Origin of the sequence: Streptomyces sp. NPDC002701 (assembly GCF_042889045.1) — a bacterium.
GTDB lineage: Bacteria > Actinomycetota > Actinomycetes > Streptomycetales > Streptomycetaceae > Streptomyces.
The window spans coordinates 103,775-119,980 of record NZ_JBIAQL010000009.1; the positions used below are offsets into that span (position 1 = coordinate 103,775).

The 16,206-nt window shown below is 70.3% G+C and carries 12 protein-coding genes; 4 read left to right on the forward strand and 8 right to left on the reverse strand.

The genetic code is table 11. The features are described 5' to 3' along the window. Nucleotides 1-3: 3 nt before the first annotated feature. The 3 genes from ACFYXC_RS24020 (at nt 4) to ACFYXC_RS24030 (ending at nt 4,381) form a co-directional block, all read left to right on the forward strand. On the forward strand, nt 4-2,379 hold the full coding sequence (locus tag ACFYXC_RS24020; protein ID WP_389553999.1) for a polysaccharide lyase 8 family protein: 2,376 nt from the start codon (nt 4-6) through the stop codon (nt 2,377-2,379). A 154-nt stretch (nt 2,380-2,533) separates the two neighbouring features. Beyond that, on the forward strand, nt 2,534-4,126 hold the full coding sequence (locus ACFYXC_RS24025) for an acyl-CoA carboxylase subunit beta (protein WP_388911122.1): 1,593 nt from the start codon (nt 2,534-2,536) through the stop codon (nt 4,124-4,126). 60 nt (nt 4,127-4,186) lie between these two features. Beyond that, nucleotides 4,187-4,381: an acyl-CoA carboxylase subunit epsilon gene (locus tag ACFYXC_RS24030; RefSeq protein WP_389554000.1), complete on the forward strand. Its 195-nt coding sequence runs from the start codon at nt 4,187-4,189 to the stop codon at nt 4,379-4,381. Nucleotides 4,382-4,673: 292 nt separating this feature from the next. On the opposite strand, the gene ACFYXC_RS24035 is transcribed toward ACFYXC_RS24030, so the two are convergent. The 8 genes from ACFYXC_RS24035 to ACFYXC_RS24070 all read right to left on the reverse strand — a co-directional run bounded on the left by ACFYXC_RS24035 (nt 4,674) and on the right by ACFYXC_RS24070 (nt 15,316). Then, nucleotides 4,674-5,255 (reverse strand): ATP/GTP-binding protein, encoded by a 582-nt coding sequence (locus ACFYXC_RS24035; RefSeq protein WP_006375305.1) that lies wholly within the window; start codon nt 5,253-5,255, stop codon nt 4,674-4,676. Further along, nucleotides 5,236-5,814: a DUF742 domain-containing protein gene (locus ACFYXC_RS24040; RefSeq protein ID WP_388911128.1), complete on the reverse strand. Its 579-nt coding sequence runs from the start codon at nt 5,812-5,814 to the stop codon at nt 5,236-5,238. The genes ACFYXC_RS24035 and ACFYXC_RS24040 overlap by 20 nt, the downstream gene beginning before the upstream one ends. 92 nt (nt 5,815-5,906) lie before the next feature. Beyond that, nucleotides 5,907-6,320 (reverse strand): roadblock/LC7 domain-containing protein, encoded by a 414-nt coding sequence (locus ACFYXC_RS24045; RefSeq protein ID WP_033321188.1) that lies wholly within the window; start codon nt 6,318-6,320, stop codon nt 5,907-5,909. Nucleotides 6,321-6,330: 10 nt separating this feature from the next. Continuing rightward, on the reverse strand, nt 6,331-9,630 hold the full coding sequence (locus ACFYXC_RS24050) for a nitrate- and nitrite sensing domain-containing protein (protein ID WP_388911130.1): 3,300 nt from the start codon (nt 9,628-9,630) through the stop codon (nt 6,331-6,333). Nucleotides 9,631-10,002: 372 nt separating this feature from the next. Next, entirely contained in the window at nt 10,003-10,578 is a 576-nt protein-coding gene (locus tag ACFYXC_RS24055) for an ATP/GTP-binding protein (RefSeq protein ID WP_055520027.1), read from the reverse strand. Continuing rightward, the gene (locus ACFYXC_RS24060) at nt 10,559-10,957 is read right to left on the reverse strand and encodes a DUF742 domain-containing protein (protein ID WP_221362254.1); all 399 of its coding nucleotides are present in this window, start codon (nt 10,955-10,957) and stop codon (nt 10,559-10,561) included. Before ACFYXC_RS24060 ends, ACFYXC_RS24055 begins: the two co-directional genes overlap by 20 nt. A 102-nt stretch (nt 10,958-11,059) precedes the next feature. Continuing rightward, nucleotides 11,060-11,473 (reverse strand): roadblock/LC7 domain-containing protein, encoded by a 414-nt coding sequence (locus ACFYXC_RS24065; RefSeq protein ID WP_055520031.1) that lies wholly within the window; start codon nt 11,471-11,473, stop codon nt 11,060-11,062. A gap of 9 nt (nt 11,474-11,482) precedes the next feature. Continuing rightward, on the reverse strand, nt 11,483-15,316 hold the full coding sequence (locus ACFYXC_RS24070; protein WP_389554001.1) for a nitrate- and nitrite sensing domain-containing protein: 3,834 nt from the start codon (nt 15,314-15,316) through the stop codon (nt 11,483-11,485). A 599-nt stretch (nt 15,317-15,915) separates the two neighbouring features. On the opposite strand from ACFYXC_RS24070, the gene ACFYXC_RS24075 reads away from it, so the two are divergent. After that, the gene (locus tag ACFYXC_RS24075; RefSeq protein WP_388911135.1) at nt 15,916-16,104 is read left to right on the forward strand and encodes a hypothetical protein; all 189 of its coding nucleotides are present in this window, start codon (nt 15,916-15,918) and stop codon (nt 16,102-16,104) included. The last annotated feature ends 102 nt before the right edge of the window (nt 16,105-16,206 follow it).

Here is a 16,206-nt window from a genome sequence, read left to right on the forward strand (position 1 = left end):
GGCATGACTCCGACCCGCCGTACGTTCCTGCTCGCGGCGGCGCTCGCACCGGGCGCCCCGCTCCTCCCGTCCGCCCCCTCCGCGTACGCGGAGGGGGCGCGGGCCGACGCGTACGACACGCTCCGCCGCCGCTGGCTGGAGATCTCCCTCGGCACCGGCTACGACCCGGCCGCCGAGCCGTACGCGTCCCGCCTGGCCGAGACCGGCGAACTGGCCCGGGGCTTCCGGGCGTCCATGGCCCCGGCGGCGAACTCGCTGTGGCCCGGTCACCCGTACGACCCGCCCGCCGGCATCACCCAGAGCTACAGCAGGCTGTGGACGATGACGCAGGCGTACGTCCAGGACGGCACCGGCTCCACCGGCGACGCCGGGCTGCTCGCGGACGTCCTGCGTGGCCTCGACCACCTGTCCGCCACCGTCTACAACCCCGCCACGACCCGCTACGGCAACTGGTGGGAGTGGCAGATCGGCAGCCCCCGGCTCCTCACGGACATCGTGGCCGCCCTCCACGACGAGCTCACGCAGGCGCGGATCACCGCCGCCTGCGCCGCCGTCGACCACTTCGTCCCCGACAGCATGCTCGGCGACTACACCGGCACCTCGACCGGCGCCAACCGCGTCGACCTCTGCCGGTCCGTCGCCCTGCGCGGCATCCTCGGCCGCGCCCCGCAGAAGATCGCCCTCGCCCGGGACGCGCTCTCCCCGGTCTTCCCGTACGTCACGCGGGGGGACGGGCTCTACGCCGACGGGTCCTTCGTCCAGCACACCTGGGTCGCGTACTCGGGGACGTACGGACAGGTCCTGCTCGACGGACTCGGCCGCCTCTTCGCGCTGCTCGCCGGTTCCGCGTGGGAGGTGACCGATCCCGGCAGACAGATCGTCCTCGACAGCGTGGAGCGGGCGTACGCCCCGCTGATCCACGACGGGCTGATGATGGACAGCGTCAACGGACGCGCCATCAGCCGGGGGTACCTGAAGAGCGACGACCGGCAGGTGATGCGCAGCGACCACTTCCACGGCCAGGCGCTGATCGCCGCGATCGCGCTCCTCGCCCGGGGCGCGAGCGCGGCCGTACGCGAGCGCTGGCACGGACGGATCAAGGGCTGGATCGAACGGGACACCGTCACACCCGTCCTGACGGCGCGGCAGTTCGGGGTCGCCGACCTGGCCCGGCTGCACGCCGTCGCCGGGTCGGACCTCTCCGCCGCGCCCGAGCCGGCCGGGCACCACCTCTTCGCCGCGATGGACCGGGCCGTCCACCGCGGCCCCGCCTTCACCGCGAACATCGCCATGGCGAGCGAGCGGATCGCCCACTACGAGTGCGGCAACGGGGAGAACCCGCGCGGCTGGCACACGGGCGCCGGAATGCTCTACTGGTGGGCGCACGAGGAGCGTTCGGACCAGTACACGGACTGGTTCTGGCCGACCGTCGACTGGTACCGGCTCCCCGGAACGACCGTGTCCACCAAGCGGCTCGCCGACCGGGCGGGCGGCGAGTGGGGCGAGCCGAGACCCGCCGTGCGCTGGGTCGGCGGCACCACGGACGGGCGGTACGCGGCAATCGGGCAGCACGTGAAGGGCCTGGGATCGACCCTCGAAGCCCGCAAGTCGTGGTTCTGCCTCGACGACGCGATCGTCTGCCTCGGCGCGGGGATCACCGCGACGGACGGCGTCCCGGTCGAGACGGTCGTCGACAACAGGAACCTGGGGGAGGGCGGCACACAGGCTTTCGTGCGGGGGCCCGGCTGGGCGCACCTGGAAGGCCACGGAGGCTGGATCCTCCTGAACGGACCCGGACCGGACGGATCGGGGCAGGGCGGATCCGGACCGGACGGGCCCGTCCTGCGCACGCTGCGGGAGGACCGCACCGGCGCCTGGTCCGACATCAACACCACCAGCACCACCGAACGCCGTACCCGCCGCTGGCAGACGCTCTGGCTCGACCACGGCACGGACCCGGTGGACGCCACGTACGCCTACGTCCTGCTGCCCGGTGCCTCGCGGCGCACGGTCGCCGCCCGCGCCGCGGACCGGCGACGGCTGTCGGTCCTCGCCAACGACTCCGGCCGCCAGGCCCTGTCCGTACCGTCCCTGGGACTGCTCGCGGCCACCTTCTGGCGGCCGGGCACGGCGGGACCGCTCACCTCCTCCGCCCCCGCGAGCGTGCTCCTGCGCCGCCGGGGCCGCACCGCCACCCTCTGCGTCAGCGAACCGCCCCGCACCGGAGACGCCCTGGAGATCGTCTGGGAGCATCCCGTACGAAGGGTCGAACGCGCCGGCCCGGGTATCGAGGTGCTCGCCACCGGACGCCGGCTGCGGCTGCGCGTCACTCCGGGGACGGCATGCGACACGCATGAATGTGAGGCGACTCTCAGCTGACAGCTTTGTGCAACCCCTACAAGCCCCAGGCCCTCTGAGCAGTCGGATCGCCTGTATGTGGTCGAGGTTCTGTTCAGGGCTACCAGTAAAACGGGCCGGAGACTGTACGGAGTCGACGGCCCGCTTTCCTTGGTGGGTTTCGTAAGGTCGCTACATGACCGTTTTGGACGAGACCGAATCCTCGACCGGCGAGCCCGCGGATTCCCGTGGGCGGGTGGCCGAGCTGCAGGCGATCCGTGCGGAGGCTCTTCGCGGACCCAGCGACAAGGCGACCGCGGCGCAGCACGCCAAGGGCAAGCTGACCTCCCGCGAGCGGATCGAGCTGCTGCTGGACGAGGGCTCGTTCAACGAGGTCGAGCAGCTGCGGCGGCACCGGGCGACCGGCTTCGGCCTGGAGACCAAGAAGCCCTACACCGACGGAGTCGTCACCGGCTGGGGCACGGTCGAGGGCCGCACGGTCTTCGTGTACGCGCACGACTTCCGGATCTTCGGCGGAGCGCTGGGCGAGGCCCACGCCACGAAGATCCACAAGATCATGGACATGGCCATCGCGGCCGGGGCGCCGCTGGTCTCGCTGAACGACGGCGCGGGCGCCCGTATCCAGGAGGGCGTCAGCGCGCTCGCCGGCTACGGCGGCATCTTCCAGCGCAACACCCGCGCCTCGGGCGTCATCCCGCAGATCTCGGTCATGCTCGGCCCGTGCGCGGGCGGCGCGGCCTACAGCCCCGCGCTGACCGACTTCGTGTTCATGGTCCGTGAGACCTCGCAGATGTTCATCACCGGACCGGACGTCGTCAAGGCGGTCACCGGCGAGGAGATCACCCAGAACGGTCTCGGCGGCGCGGACGTCCACGCCGAGACGAGCGGCGTCGCGCACTTCGCGTACGACGACGAGGAGACCTGCATCGCGGAGGTTCGCTACCTCCTGTCGATGCTGCCGCAGAACAACCGCGAGAACCCGCCGACCACCGAGTCGGAGGACCCGGCGGACCGCCGCTCGGACGTGCTCCTGGACCTGGTGCCGGCGGACGGCAGCCGTCCGTACGACATGACCAAGGTCATCGAGGAGCTCGTCGACGACGGCGACTACCTGGAGGTCCACGAGCGCTGGGCCCGCAACATCATCTGCGCCCTGGCGCGGCTCGACGGCCAGGTAGTGGGCATCGTCGCCAACCAGCCGCAGGCGCTGGCGGGCGTGCTGGACATCGAGGCGTCGGAAAAAGCTGCGCGTTTCGTGCAGATGTGCGACGCTTTCAACATCCCGATCATCACGCTGCTGGACGTTCCCGGGTTCCTGCCCGGTGTCGACCAGGAGCACGGCGGGATCATCCGCCACGGCGCGAAGCTCCTCTACGCCTACTGCAACGCGACCGTGCCGCGGATCTCGCTGATCCTGCGCAAGGCGTACGGCGGCGCGTACATCGTCATGGACAGCCAGTCCATCGGCGCCGACCTCACCTACGCGTGGCCGACGAACGAGATCGCCGTGATGGGCGCGGAGGGCGCGGCGAACGTCATCTTCCGCCGGCAGATCGCGGACGCGGAGGACCCCGAGGCGATGCGGGTACGCATGGTCAAGGAGTACAAGGCCGAGCTGATGCACCCCTACTACGCCGCCGAGCGTGGTCTGGTCGACGACGTCATCGACCCCGCCGAGACTCGCGAGATCCTCATCCGCTCGCTGGCGATGCTCCGCACGAAGCACGCGGATCTGCCCTCCCGCAAGCACGGAAACCCGCCGCAGTAGTAACCGGGTCGACCCATCGCGGCAACGCCGCGTACCTCTCTCTCACGGAGACTGACACCCATGGACATTCCTGATATCCGCGTCGAGAAGGGCCTTGCCGGGCCCGAGGAAGTCGCCGCGGTCACCGCGATCCTGCTGGCCCGCGCCGCCTCCGCCCCGACGGACGCCGCGCCGGCCCACCGCGGCCGAGCCCGCGCCGGCTGGCGCCGCCTGGAGCGCGAACCGGGCTTCCGCGCCCCGCACAGCTGGCGCTGAGCCTTCCCGAAAGGGCCCCCGCTCTCAGAGCGGGGGCCCTTCCGCATACCCTCACCCGCACCCCGGTGGGGGCCACCCGCGCAGTTCCCCGCGCCCCCAGGTACCTGGGGGCGCGGGGAACTGCGCGCTCAGCCCCAACGCACCCGCACTCGACGGCGGTCTTTGAGGGGCGCGGGGAACTGCGCGAACGGCCACGACGCGGTCGCAGACGACGACGTACGGGGCATGAGGCACCAAAAAGGGGGCCCCTGGAGAGGGGCCCCCTTTTTGCAGGGCTGGGCGGCGCCGCAGGCTACCGCAGGCGCGCCATCAGCGCATGCTCCACCAACGTGATCAGCGCCGACTTCGCGTCGGCCCGATGCCGCGCGTCCGTCGTGATGATCGGCGTGTCCGGACCGATCTGCAGCGCCTCCCGGACCTCGTCCGGATTGTACGGCTGGCTGCCGTCGAAGCCGTTGAGGGCGATGACGAACGGCAGTCCGCTGTTCTCGAAGTAGTCGACCGCCGGGAAGCAGTCGGCGAGACGGCGCGTGTCGACGAGCACGATCGCACCGATCGCGCCGCGTACCAGGTCGTCCCACATGAACCAGAAGCGGTCCTGGCCGGGCGTACCGAAGAGGTACAGGATCAGGTCCTGGTCCAGGGTGATACGACCGAAGTCCATGGCCACCGTGGTGGTGGTTTTGTCCCCGGTGTGGGTGAGGTCGTCGATGCCCGCCGAAGCGGACGTCATGACGGCCTCGGTACGCAGCGGGTTGATCTCCGAGACGGCCCCGACGAACGTGGTCTTGCCCACGCCGAAGCCACCCGCCACCACGATCTTCGCCGAGGTGGTTGAGCGGGAAGGACCGCCGCTAGAGCTTGCGAAGTCCACTGAGCACCCTTTCGAGCAGTGTCACATCTGGCTGGCCGCCGGCGTTCTCGTCGCCGCCGGGCTGATGAATGGCGACCAGGCCCGCCTCCGCCAAGTCGGCGACGAGGATCCTGGCCACGCCGAGAGGGATCGTCAGCAGGGCCGAGATCTCGGCCACCGACTTGATCTCCCGGCAGAGGTTGCAGATCCGCTGATGCTCGGGCAACTGGCCCTGCATCTGATGCGGCTGCGCGGTGGTGTGCACCAGTGCCTCGATGGCGAGCTGGTACCGCGGCCTGGTACGGCCGCCCGTCATCGCGTAGGGGCGGACCAGCGGGTTGCTGGCACCTCCCGCGGGAGACGGTTCGGGCGAGCGCCGATGCGGCTGCACGGGCTGGATGCGCGGCGCCGGCGGCTGGTCGTACGGCGAGGGGCCGGGACCTTGGGGTGAGTACGGCTGCTGGCGTCGTGGGCTCGGTGCGGAGGGGAAGTTGTACCGGTTCGGCGAACCGTCGCCGCCCTGGCCGCCCTGGCCGTAGGACCAGTTGCCCGAAGACGAACCGCCTGGGGGTGTCGCCACTTTCTCCTCCTCCAAATGTGCCGGGCCCATCAATATGAGGCCGCGTCCCGAAACCTTACGGCCACGGGACGCCAAAACGCATCGCTTGTCTGCTAGTTGAGAAGGCTCCCCTGGAGCTCCGCACGCAGATCCGGCGTCAGGACCGTACCGGCACGGTCGACCAGAAGGGCCATCTCGTACCCGACGAGACCGATGTCCGCTTCCGGATGTGCGAGAACCGCGAGTGAGGAACCGTCGGAAATGGACATGATGAAGAGGAATCCGCGCTCCATCTCCACAACGGTCTGGTTCACGCTCCCGCCCTCGAAGATGCGGGACGCGCCCGCGGTCAGTGAGGTCAGGCCCGACGCGACGGCTGCCAGCTGGTCGGCACGGTCACGCGGGAACCCTTCGGACATCGCCAGAAGGAGTCCGTCGGCGGAGACCACCACCGTGTGGGACACCCCGGGGGTGTTGTCCACGAAGTTGGTGATCAACCAGTTCAGGTTCTGTGCCGCCTGGCTCATCGGGCTCACACTAACGCTCCTGGTTGTAGGTGCTGTCAGAGCCGAAACCCTGACCGTTCGTATCGCTGCCTGCGTCACGCCCCCGCTGGACGCCCCGGCGCAGGTTGCTCAACCTGCCCCGGATGTCCTCGGGAGCGCGGGAGACCTGGGGGCCGCCCTGTGGGGTCGATTCCGCGGTGCCCTCGACCAGGTTGGCCTTGGGTACCCGCCGCGGCAGGCCGGAGGAGGTGACCCCGCCCGCCTTGGGCTGCTTCAGCGCTTCGGCCCGGTGCCACATCTGGTCGTTGTTCGACCGCCAGTCGCCCTTGCCCGTGCCGTTGCCGCCGTTGGTGCTGTCGTTGTTCGCGAAGGGTGCCGGTGACTCCTGGCCCGCGGACTGCCGGCCGCTCGCGGTGGATCCGCGGCGGGGGAGTCCGGCGTCGGTGGTTCCGCGGCGCGGAAGCCCGGCGTCGGTGAGCTCGGGGGCGCTGGAGGGGACCGGTCCCGGGACATCGAAGCCTACGCGGTCCTGCTCGGCCACGTCAGCGGCCTGCGGGGATTCCGTTTCGGGAGCGTACTCGGCGGAGTAGCCGTTCTGGTACGTGTCCTGCTGCGGCCAGTCGTCCTGGTAGGTCTGCTCACCGAAGGCCGGGAACCCGTCCTGCCCGGGGACCTGCGCCTGCTGCTGCCCCTCCTGGACCGGCTCCGTATAGGAGGGGTCAGGGTATCCGCCGGCCGGCGGGAAGTACGTCTCGTCGTACGACGTCTGCTGCTGGTCCTCGTACGGCGTCTGCCGGGTCTCCTGCTCGTACCCGGGCGCCTCGCCGTACGACGCGGGCGCCGTGCCCTCGAACGCGGCCTGCCCGTTCTCGTAACCGGCCTGCCCGTTCTCGTAGCCCGGCTGCCCGTTCTCGTACGCCTGCTGCGGGTCGAACTCACCCTGGAAGGACGGGGCCTCGCCCTCGGGACCCTGCGCCTGGGCCTCCAGGGCCGCGCGGCGCTCCTCGCGCATCAGCGAACGGCCCACCGGGTCCAGTTCCCGTATGTCGTCCGGGACCTCGGGGTTGTAACGGCTGTCGTCGAAGCCCAGTTCGGCGGCCGTGCGCAGCGGCGGCTGGACGCTCTGGAACTCCTCGCCCTGGAAGGGCTGCTGCGCGTGCTCCGGGATGATCTGCGAGACCGTGAAGTCGTCGCGCTGCACCTGGTGCTCGCCGCCGCCACCGTGGGTGATCGCGTCAGGGAGCATGACGAGCGAGGTCGTGCCGGCCTGTTCGCCGGAGGGGCGCAGCTGGACGCGGATGCCGTGCCGGTCGGACAGCCGGCCGACCACGAAGAGGCCCATGCGCTGCGAGATCGCGGCGTCCACGGTCGGCGGGTTGGCCAGCTTGTGGTTGATGTCCGCGAAGTCCTCGGCGGTCAGGCCGATTCCCTTGTCGTGGATCTCGACCATGATGCGGCCGTCCGGCAGCCGGGTCGCGGTGACGCGGACCTTGGTCTGCGGGGAGGAGAACGTGGTGGCGTTCTCCAGGAGCTCGGCGAGCAGGTGCACGAGGTCGGTCACGGCACGGCCGTGGATCTCGGCCTCCGGAACCCCGGAGAGCTCGACGCGCTCGTACTGCTCCACCTCGGAGGAGGCGGCGCGCAGCACGTCGACCAGCGGGACCGGCTGGTCCCAGCGGCGGCCCGGCTCCTCGCCGGCGAGGACCAGGAGGTTCTCGCCGTTGCGGCGCATACGGGTCGCGAGGTGGTCCAGGCGGAAGAGGCTCTCCAGCTGGTCCGGGTCGGCCTCGTTGTTCTCCAGGTCGGTGATGAGGGTCAGCTGGCCCTCGATCAGGGACTGGTTGCGGCGCGACAGGTTGGTGAAGATCGCGTTGATGTTGCCCCGCAGCAGGGCCTGCTCGGCGGCGAGCCGCACGGCCTCGCGGTGGACCTGGTCGAAGGCGCGGGCGACCTCGCCGATCTCGTCCGTGGTGGTGATCGGGATGGGCTGCACGCGGGTGTCCACGCGGCCCGGGTCGGTGCGGGAGAGCTGGTCGACCAGCATCGGCAGGCGCTGCTCGGCGACACCGAAGGCCGCGTTGCGCAGCTGGCGCATGGCGCGGCTCATCTGGCGGGCCACCATGCCGGCCAGGATGAAGGCGGCGAGCAGGGCGATGACGACGGCGGCACCGGTGATGAAGGCGTCGCGCCTGGCGTCGGAGGCGATGGTCGACGCCTCGGCCACGGCCTTGTCCGCGAGGTCCGCCTCGATCGTGCGGTAGGCGTTGTACTTGGCGGTGTTCACCGCCCACCAGTTCTGGTCCGTGATGCCCTTGTCGGCGAGCGCGGAGCGGGCGGCGGCGTCGGTCGACGTGAGGGTGCCGAGTCCGCTGACCATCGCGGTGGGGTTGGACGGCGGCGGGACGTAGGTCTGGCCCCGGGCCTGGGCGGCCTCCGCGGCCTCCTTGGCCTGGGCCGCGCCGTCGGTCTCGATCTGCTTCCTGGCCTGGTCGAGCTTGGCGGCGTCGGCGTCGGTACCACCGCCGATGTACTCCTCGATGGCGATGCCCTCGAGGTAGGCGTAGGAGGTGAGGGCGACCCGCTGCTTGGCCAGGCTGTCGTCGGACGGGCCCGGCTTGATCAGCAGGTGCATGCCGATGGAACGCTGGAGCGAGAGAGCGGCCTTGGAGAGGGAGATCGCGTAGACCGTACGGCCGTAGCTGGTGATGTTTCCGGTACCCAGACCGAGTTCGTTGGCGAACTCCATCAGCGGGTGCTGGATCTCGACGTAGCCCTCTTCGGTCTCCACGCCCTTGAGTTTCGTCGTGTACGCGGCCTTGCGCAGCGTCGCGAGCTTGGGCTCCTGCTCCCGGAAGATACCGAGGCGGCGTTCGAGGCCGGGCTTGGCCGGCATGCTCTCGACGGCCTCGTTGAAGGCGACGGCAGCGGTGTCCGTCTCACGGCGGGCCTTGACGACGGTCGCGTCCTTCTCACCCTTGCCCTGCAGCAGGGGAGCGGCCGTGATGTCACGCTCGGCGTACAGCTTGTCGCCGTAGGTCAGGGCGGCACGGACCAGGCGCGCGGTGTTCTCGGCGTCCTCGGCCTCCTGCCAGGTGTCGATCGAGCTCTTCACCTGGAAGCCGCCCATGACGAGGCCGACCAGCACGGGTATGAGCAGGATCGCGTTCAGCCTGGTCGGTACGCGCCAGTTGCGCGGAGAGAGACGGCCGCCGCTGGGCGGGGGTGGGGCCGTCGGCTCCGAGCCGGGCACATGTGCAGGTGCCGCTCCGCGCGGCGGCGGGGTGAAGTTGCCCCGTGCCGACGGCTCGGGACCGTTCTTGCTTCGCCTCACTCGACCAACAACCTCTCGGCTCGGCACTCTCGTCGTGCCGGTGTGTCTTCCGGCCCTTACTACTGGGCAGTTCTGGCATTCCAGCACGTCAGGGTGGGCTCCTCCAAACACTCGGAACCAAAGATTCCGGGTGATGTGAGCCGCAGATAAAACGGTCATAAAGAACGAGCCCCGCCAAAAGACGGGGCTTTTGTGAGCACAGCGGCATCAGACGACCGCGACGCGTGGCAGCACCACTCGATATCTCTGTCGAAACGTTATGAACACCGAGGCCGACCGTGTCAAACGACACAGCCGGCTCCGATGCGTCTACGACAACTTCCGTACGGCGTTGCCGACTTGCTTGCCAGGACATACTCCTCCGGACGGGCCCTACCGCAGGCGCGCCATGAGGGCGTGCTCGACCAGCGTGATCAGGGCGCTCTTGGCGTCCGACCGGTGGCGGGCGTCGGTCGTGATGATCGGGGCGTCGGGCCCGATCTGCAGCGCCTCGCGGACTTCTTCGGGGGTGTACGGCTGGTGTCCGTCGAAGCCGTTGAGGGCGATGACGAACGGCAGTCCGCTGTTCTCGAAGTAGTCGACCGCGGGGAAGCAGTCGGCGAGCCTGCGGGTGTCGACCAGGACGACGGCACCGATGGCGCCGCGTACCAGGTCGTCCCACATGAACCAGAAGCGGTCCTGACCCGGCGTACCGAAGAGGTACAGGATCAGGTCCTGGTCCAGGGTGATGCGGCCGAAGTCCATGGCGACGGTGGTCGTCGTCTTGTCCCCGGTGTGGGTCAGGTCGTCGATGCCCGCCGAGGCGGACGTCATGACGGCCTCGGTACGCAGCGGGTTGATCTCGGAGACGGCACCCACGAACGTGGTCTTGCCGACGCCGAAACCACCCGCCACCACGATCTTCGCGGAGGTGGTCGCCCGCCCTCCGTCAGAGCTTGCGAAGTCCACTGAGCACCCTTTCGAGCAGTGTCACGTCCGGGGCGCCGCCATTGCTCTCGTCGCCACCCGGCTGGTGGATCGCGACGAGTCCGGCCTCCGCGAGGTCCGCGACAAGAATCCGTGCCACGCCCAGGGGCATGGACAGCAGGGCCGACACCTCGGCCACCGACTTCACTTCACGGCAGAGGTGGCAGATCCGCTGGTGCTCGGGGAGCAGTCCCATGAGCGCTGCCGGATCGGCCGTGGTGCTGATCAGTGCCTCTATGGCGAGCTGGTAGCGCGGCCGGGTCCGGCCGCCGGTCATCGCGTAGGGACGTACCAGCGGCTGGTCGCCCTCATCCTCGTACGAATGTGCGTACGGATCATGAGAGGCGGTGGGCGGGGTCATGGATCCTCCGGGCGGGACAGCAAGTCGGTCAGTCGTGCCGTCTGACGGGGCCGGTGGGGGGAGGGCGGCCGGACGGTTTTTCCTGTGTGCGGTAGAACCTTGCTAGTGGAGCAGGCTGCCCTGGAGCTCCGCCCGCAGATCCGGTGTGAGCACGGCGCCCGCACGGTCCACCAGCAGAGCCATCTCGTAACCGACGAGGCCGATGTCGCAGTCCGGGTGGGACAGGACCGCGAGGGACGACCCGTCCGAGATGGACATCAGGAACAGGAAACCCCGTTCCATCTCGACGACGGTCTGGGCCACCGTGCCGCCCTCGAAGATGCGTGAGGCGCCGGCTGTCAGGGACGTGAGTCCGGAGGCGACGGCCGCGAGCTGATCGGCGCGGTCGCGCGGGAAGCCCTCGGACATCGCCAGAAGGAGTCCGTCGGCGGAGACGACGACGGTGTGGGACACCCCGGGGGTGTTGTCAACGAAGTTGGTGATCAACCAGTTGAGGTTCTGTGCCGCCTGGCTCATCTGGCTCAACTAACGCTCCTGCTGGTGAGTGGGGCTGGGGAAGCTGCCGGTCTGGCCGGTACCGGCCTGGCGACCCTGCTGAATGCCCCTACGAAGGTTGGTCAGCCGACCGCGTACGTCATCGGGCGCACGCGAGACCTGCGGACCGGTTTGGTGCTGTTGCTGCTGAGCCGTCCCGGCGACGAGGTTCGCGCGGGGAACCCGGCGCGGCAGACCCGAGACGGTGACGCCACCCGCGGTGGGCTGGCGTACCCGCTCGGCCTGGCGGCCGAGTTCGTCATTGGGGGTGGACCGCCATGAGGCGGCAGCGCCGGCGGGTGCCGGACGCTGGGGTGCCGCGGGAGCCTGTGCGGGCTGCTGCGGCACCTGCTCGTTCTGGGCGCCGTCGCCGCCCTGCGCCTGGCCCTGCGACTGGTTGAACCAGTTGGTCTCCAGGGTGTCGTACAGCGGCGTACGCCCGTCGCCGGGACCCGTCGCCGGCGGCAGCTCCCAGCCGTCGTTCGGCCCCCGGACCTCGTCGGGCCGCTGCGCGGCACCCCGGGTGTCCGGCTCCTGGGGGAGCGAGGGGCGGCGCCGCGACTGCGGGCGCTGCTGCGGACGGCTGCCGCCCGCGGGCCGCTCGAACTGCCCGGTGCCACCGCCGCCCTGCCGCTCGCCGTAGCCCTGCGCCGGGAACTGGCCGGTGTCCTGCTGGGCCTCGCGGCCCTGCGCCGGGAACTGCCCGGTGGAACCGTTGTCGTAGCCGTTCGGCGCGTACTGGGCCGGGTCCTGGCGGTTGTACTGCGCCGGGTCCTGACGGTTGTACTGGCCGCCCGCCTGCGGGTTGTGCCCCGCGGCGGAAGGATTCGGGGTACCGAACACGTCCGGGCGGACGAACTGCCCGCCGCCCTGCTGCGCACCCGTACCGGGACGCGGGGCGTCGTAGTCGGGCCGCTGGAACTCGGCGGTGGAGGCGGGTCCGCCCTGCCGGTCGTCGATCCGCGGCATCTGCGAGGTGACGTCCGGCTCCTCGTGGCCGCGCGGGGCGTCCGGCGCGGAACGCGGCACCGGCGGCTGCGCGTTGTCGTCGCTCCAGCTGGGCACGCGCGGCTGCGGGTTGCCGCCCGGCAGCTCGGCGCGCGGACCGCCGCGGGGCGGCAGCTGCGGCGACTGCGGCTGGGACCGGTGGCCCTGCTCGCCGTTGCCGGCGGGCCGCTGCTGGGGCTGCTGCGGGGACCCGGGGCCGCGGTTGCCGCCCATGGTGTCCTGGCGCCCGCCGCCGAACATGTCCGGCCGGCCGGAGTCGTTGCCGAAGCCGTTGAAGCTCTGCGGAGCACCCGCGCCGGCGGGGGCCGGCCTGTTCTGCGGAGGCTGCTGCGGCTGCTGGGGAACCTGCTGGCCACGCCCGCCGGGCGCACCCGGTCCACCGGGGAAGCCGCCTCCCTCGGGCCTGGGCAGCGCGGCCCGCGGGGCGCTGCCGGCGCCGACCTGTCCGCGCTGCGGCGGCGGGTTGAGCCGGCCGCCGTTGCCACCGCCGGGAGCACCTCCGCCGAGGGCGGGACCGCTTCCGGCACCGCCCCGGCGGGCCGCCGCGACACCGGCCGCGGCCTGCGCCGCCGCCGGACCGCCGACGCCGGGGGCACCCTGGCCCTGCTTGTTGCCCGGTACCTTCTTGCCGCCCTGCGCGACGTCGACCGGCAGCATGACCAGCGCGGTCGTACCACCGGAGTCGGACGGGCGCAGCTGGATGCGGATGCCGTGGCGCTGCGAGAGGCGGCCGACCACGAACAGACCCATGCGGCGGGAGACGGAGACGTCCACGGTGGGCGGCGAGGCGAGCCGCTCGTTGATCGCCGCGAGGTCCTCGGGCGAGAGGCCGATACCGGTGTCGTGGATCTCGATCAGTACGCGGCCGTCGGGCAGCGCGTGACCGGTGACCTTGACCTTGGTCTGCGGGGAGGAGAACGAGGTGGCGTTCTCCAGCAGCTCGGCGAGCAGGTGCACGAGGTCGTTGACCACGCGTCCGGCGACCTCGGTGGTGGGCACCGACGAGAGCTCGATGCGCTCGTACTGCTCCACCTCGGAGGCCGCGGCACGCAGCACGTCGACCAGCGGGACCGGGCGGGTCCAGCGGCGGCCGGGTTCCTCACCGGCGAGGACGAGGAGGTTCTCGCCGTTACGGCGCATGCGGGTCGCGAGGTGGTCGAGCTTGAACAGCGAGGACAGCTGGTCCGGGTCGGCCTCGCGGGACTCCAGCTCGGAGATGAGCGAGAGCTGACGCTGGATGAGACCCTGGGAGCGGCGCGAGAGGTTGGTGAACATCGCGTTGACGTTGCCCCGCAGCAGGGCCTGCTCGGCGGCCAGTCGGACCGCCTCGCGGTGCACGTCGTCGAAGGCCGCGGCGACCTGGCCGATCTCGTCCTTGGAGTGCACACCGACCGACTCGACGGATGTGTCGACGTCCTGCGGGTCGGACTCGGAGAGCTGCTTGACCAGCTCGGGCAGCCGGTCCTGGGCGACCTTCGTCGCCGTGTCCTGCAGCCGGCGCAGCGAGCGGATCATCGAGCGGGCCACCACGAAGGCGCCGACCAGCGACACACCGAGCACCAGCAGGATCAGCGCACCGGAGATGATCGCTTCCTGCTCGGCCTCGTTGCGCAGCTCGCGGGCCTTCTGCTCCATCTGGTTGAGGAGCGTGAGCTCGATCTTCGACATCTCCTGGATGCGCGAGGAGTCCGCGTCCACCCAGTCCAGGTACGAGCGCTTGGCCCGCGCCTGCAGACCGTTGTTGCGCTGCAGCACGCGCTGCAGGTAGCCGTCCGCGTCCTTGATGGTCGGGCTCGGCTCGTCCAGCGGCTTGGTGAGCTCGGCCGCGTTGCCCTCGTAGATGCTCGCGAAGCTGGTGAGCTCGAAGCGCTGGTTCTCGAAGGCGGAGAGACCGTACTGCCGGTCGTTCGGGGAGAGCTCACCGAACGTCTTGTCGGTGGGAGGCAGGGCCGCGGCGATGATCGCGCGCTGGATGGACGCGTACTCCTTGGCGGACGAGAAGGCCGCCAGGGCGCGCGTGCGCTGGATCATCTCCGGGTTGCTGGTCGCCTCGGCCATGTCCTGGGAGAGGCCGAGCAACTGCTCGATGAGCCGGTGGTACGCCTCGACCGACTGGGAGGAGTTCTGGTCGTCCTGGAAGGCGTTGTTGCGGATGCCGCTGAGGGTGTTCAGCTGGGTGGCGATCGCCACCACGTTGTCCCGGACGCCGTCGAGGTTCTCGTTGTTGTCCGCGTCGTCGAGCTCGTGGGTGCCTTCCATGAAGGCGGCACGCGCACGGTCCGTCTTGTCGCGCAGGCCCTTGATCGAGACGTCGCTGGCCTTCGTGCCGTTGGCGAGCGGACCGGCCGACTTGTCACGCTCCTCCTGGAGCGCGGCGGCGAGCTCGGTCGCCTGCTTGGTCATGTCGGTCAGCAGCTTCATGTTCTCGAGCTGCTGGATCTCGTCCATGGTGTCGCTGATGCGCAGCGCGCCCAGCGAGGTGGCCGCGACCACGGGCAGCGCGAGCAGCGAGACCAGACGCGTGGAGATGCGCCAGTTGCGCAGGGCTATGCGCGGGCCCGGGCCGGGGGTCTTCGCCTTCGCCTTCGGGGACGCGGTGGGCGCGGCGCCGGGAGCGCCGTTCGCCGCGTCGGGACCGTTCTTGCCCTGAGTGCCCTTGGGCGCGCCGGGGCGAGAGCGGTCACCACTGTTGCCGGCCTGCGCCGGTCCCGGGTTCTGGGCGTGCTGGGGCGAGGAGCCGACTGCCCGGGGGCCAGTCCCGCCTTGCGGCTCCGGCTCCGCCGAAGCGCTGCCATCCCTCTTGAAACGTCCCTGCACTAGCGTCGCAACCTCTGGACCAGGCGCCCCTCCGCGTGAACGGCGGGACGGTGTCGGCGTCTTGGGAGCGCCCTGAACGCGCTCCCAGTGGTGGTCGTGAGTGACCGGCGCAGGTTCCCCTTTCCCGCCGCCACTCGGCGCTGCGTTGCGCCCCTGCGCGCCGGTTCGTTCCTGCGGCGGTCCGAGGAATTTCAGCACAGTGCCGGATCTCCAACAAGGCCCATGAGCCATGCTGTGACCTCCGTGACAGCACGTGAGGGGGGTGTCACCAGCCGTAGAGGGTGACCTCATCCATAACGGACACATGGGGACGAGACCTTCTCGGGCAAGCGGTGTCCCAGTCGCCATGATCAGGAGCGGAATGATGTCTTCCGTGGCGTAATGCCCTGTTCGTCCCCTGGGGTTGGGGGCCTGAATTGACCGGTTTGCCTAGCAGTAAGTGAGGAAACTCACACAACGATCACGGCGTCTTCACGGGTTCGACAGGGAATCGCATGTTTAGCCTGACGCTTTACAGGGATGGCAAATCCGACAACCCGCGCCTGAACGGCGGTTCCTGAGCCGCCGGCGCCACGATCGAACAGGGCCTGTAACCCCAGATGAAGACGACGATGATGTTCCGCAACATAGCCAACCCGCGACGCACCACGCTGGCGCACCTCGAGGACGCCGAAGAGCTGGGTGCGCCGGAACAGCAGGAGCACGCCGTCGAGCTCCCCGCGCAGACCGCCAACCCCCGCCGCACGATCCTGATGGACGTCCCGGTCGCGGCGGCCGTCACCGAGTAAAGCCTCCCACGGGCTCCCCGGCCCGATGCGAGCGAGGCGGCGCCCCCCGCCGCGTTAGCCTGGAGCATCAGACTCCGGCCAGCTCAGTGAGGGGCGCAACGA

What these genes read in the sequence shown, in the direction of transcription:
- ACFYXC_RS24030 (WP_389554000.1), top strand. Translation starts at nt 4,187, where the DNA reads ATGGACATTCCTGATATCCGCGTCGAGAAGGGCCTTGCCGGGCCCGAG.
- ACFYXC_RS24025 (WP_388911122.1), top strand. Translation starts at nt 2,534, where the DNA reads ATGACCGTTTTGGACGAGACCGAATCCTCGACCGGCGAGCCCGCGGAT.
- ACFYXC_RS24075 (WP_388911135.1), top strand. Translation starts at nt 15,916, where the DNA reads ATGAAGACGACGATGATGTTCCGCAACATAGCCAACCCGCGACGCACC.
- ACFYXC_RS24020 (WP_389553999.1), top strand. Translation starts at nt 4, where the DNA reads ATGACTCCGACCCGCCGTACGTTCCTGCTCGCGGCGGCGCTCGCACCG.
- ACFYXC_RS24045 (WP_033321188.1), bottom strand. Translation starts at nt 6,320, where the DNA reads ATGAGCCAGGCGGCACAGAACCTGAACTGGTTGATCACCAACTTCGTG.
- ACFYXC_RS24065 (WP_055520031.1), bottom strand. Translation starts at nt 11,473, where the DNA reads ATGAGCCAGGCGGCACAGAACCTCAACTGGTTGATCACCAACTTCGTT.
- ACFYXC_RS24060 (WP_221362254.1), bottom strand. Translation starts at nt 10,957, where the DNA reads ATGACCCCGCCCACCGCCTCTCATGATCCGTACGCACATTCGTACGAG.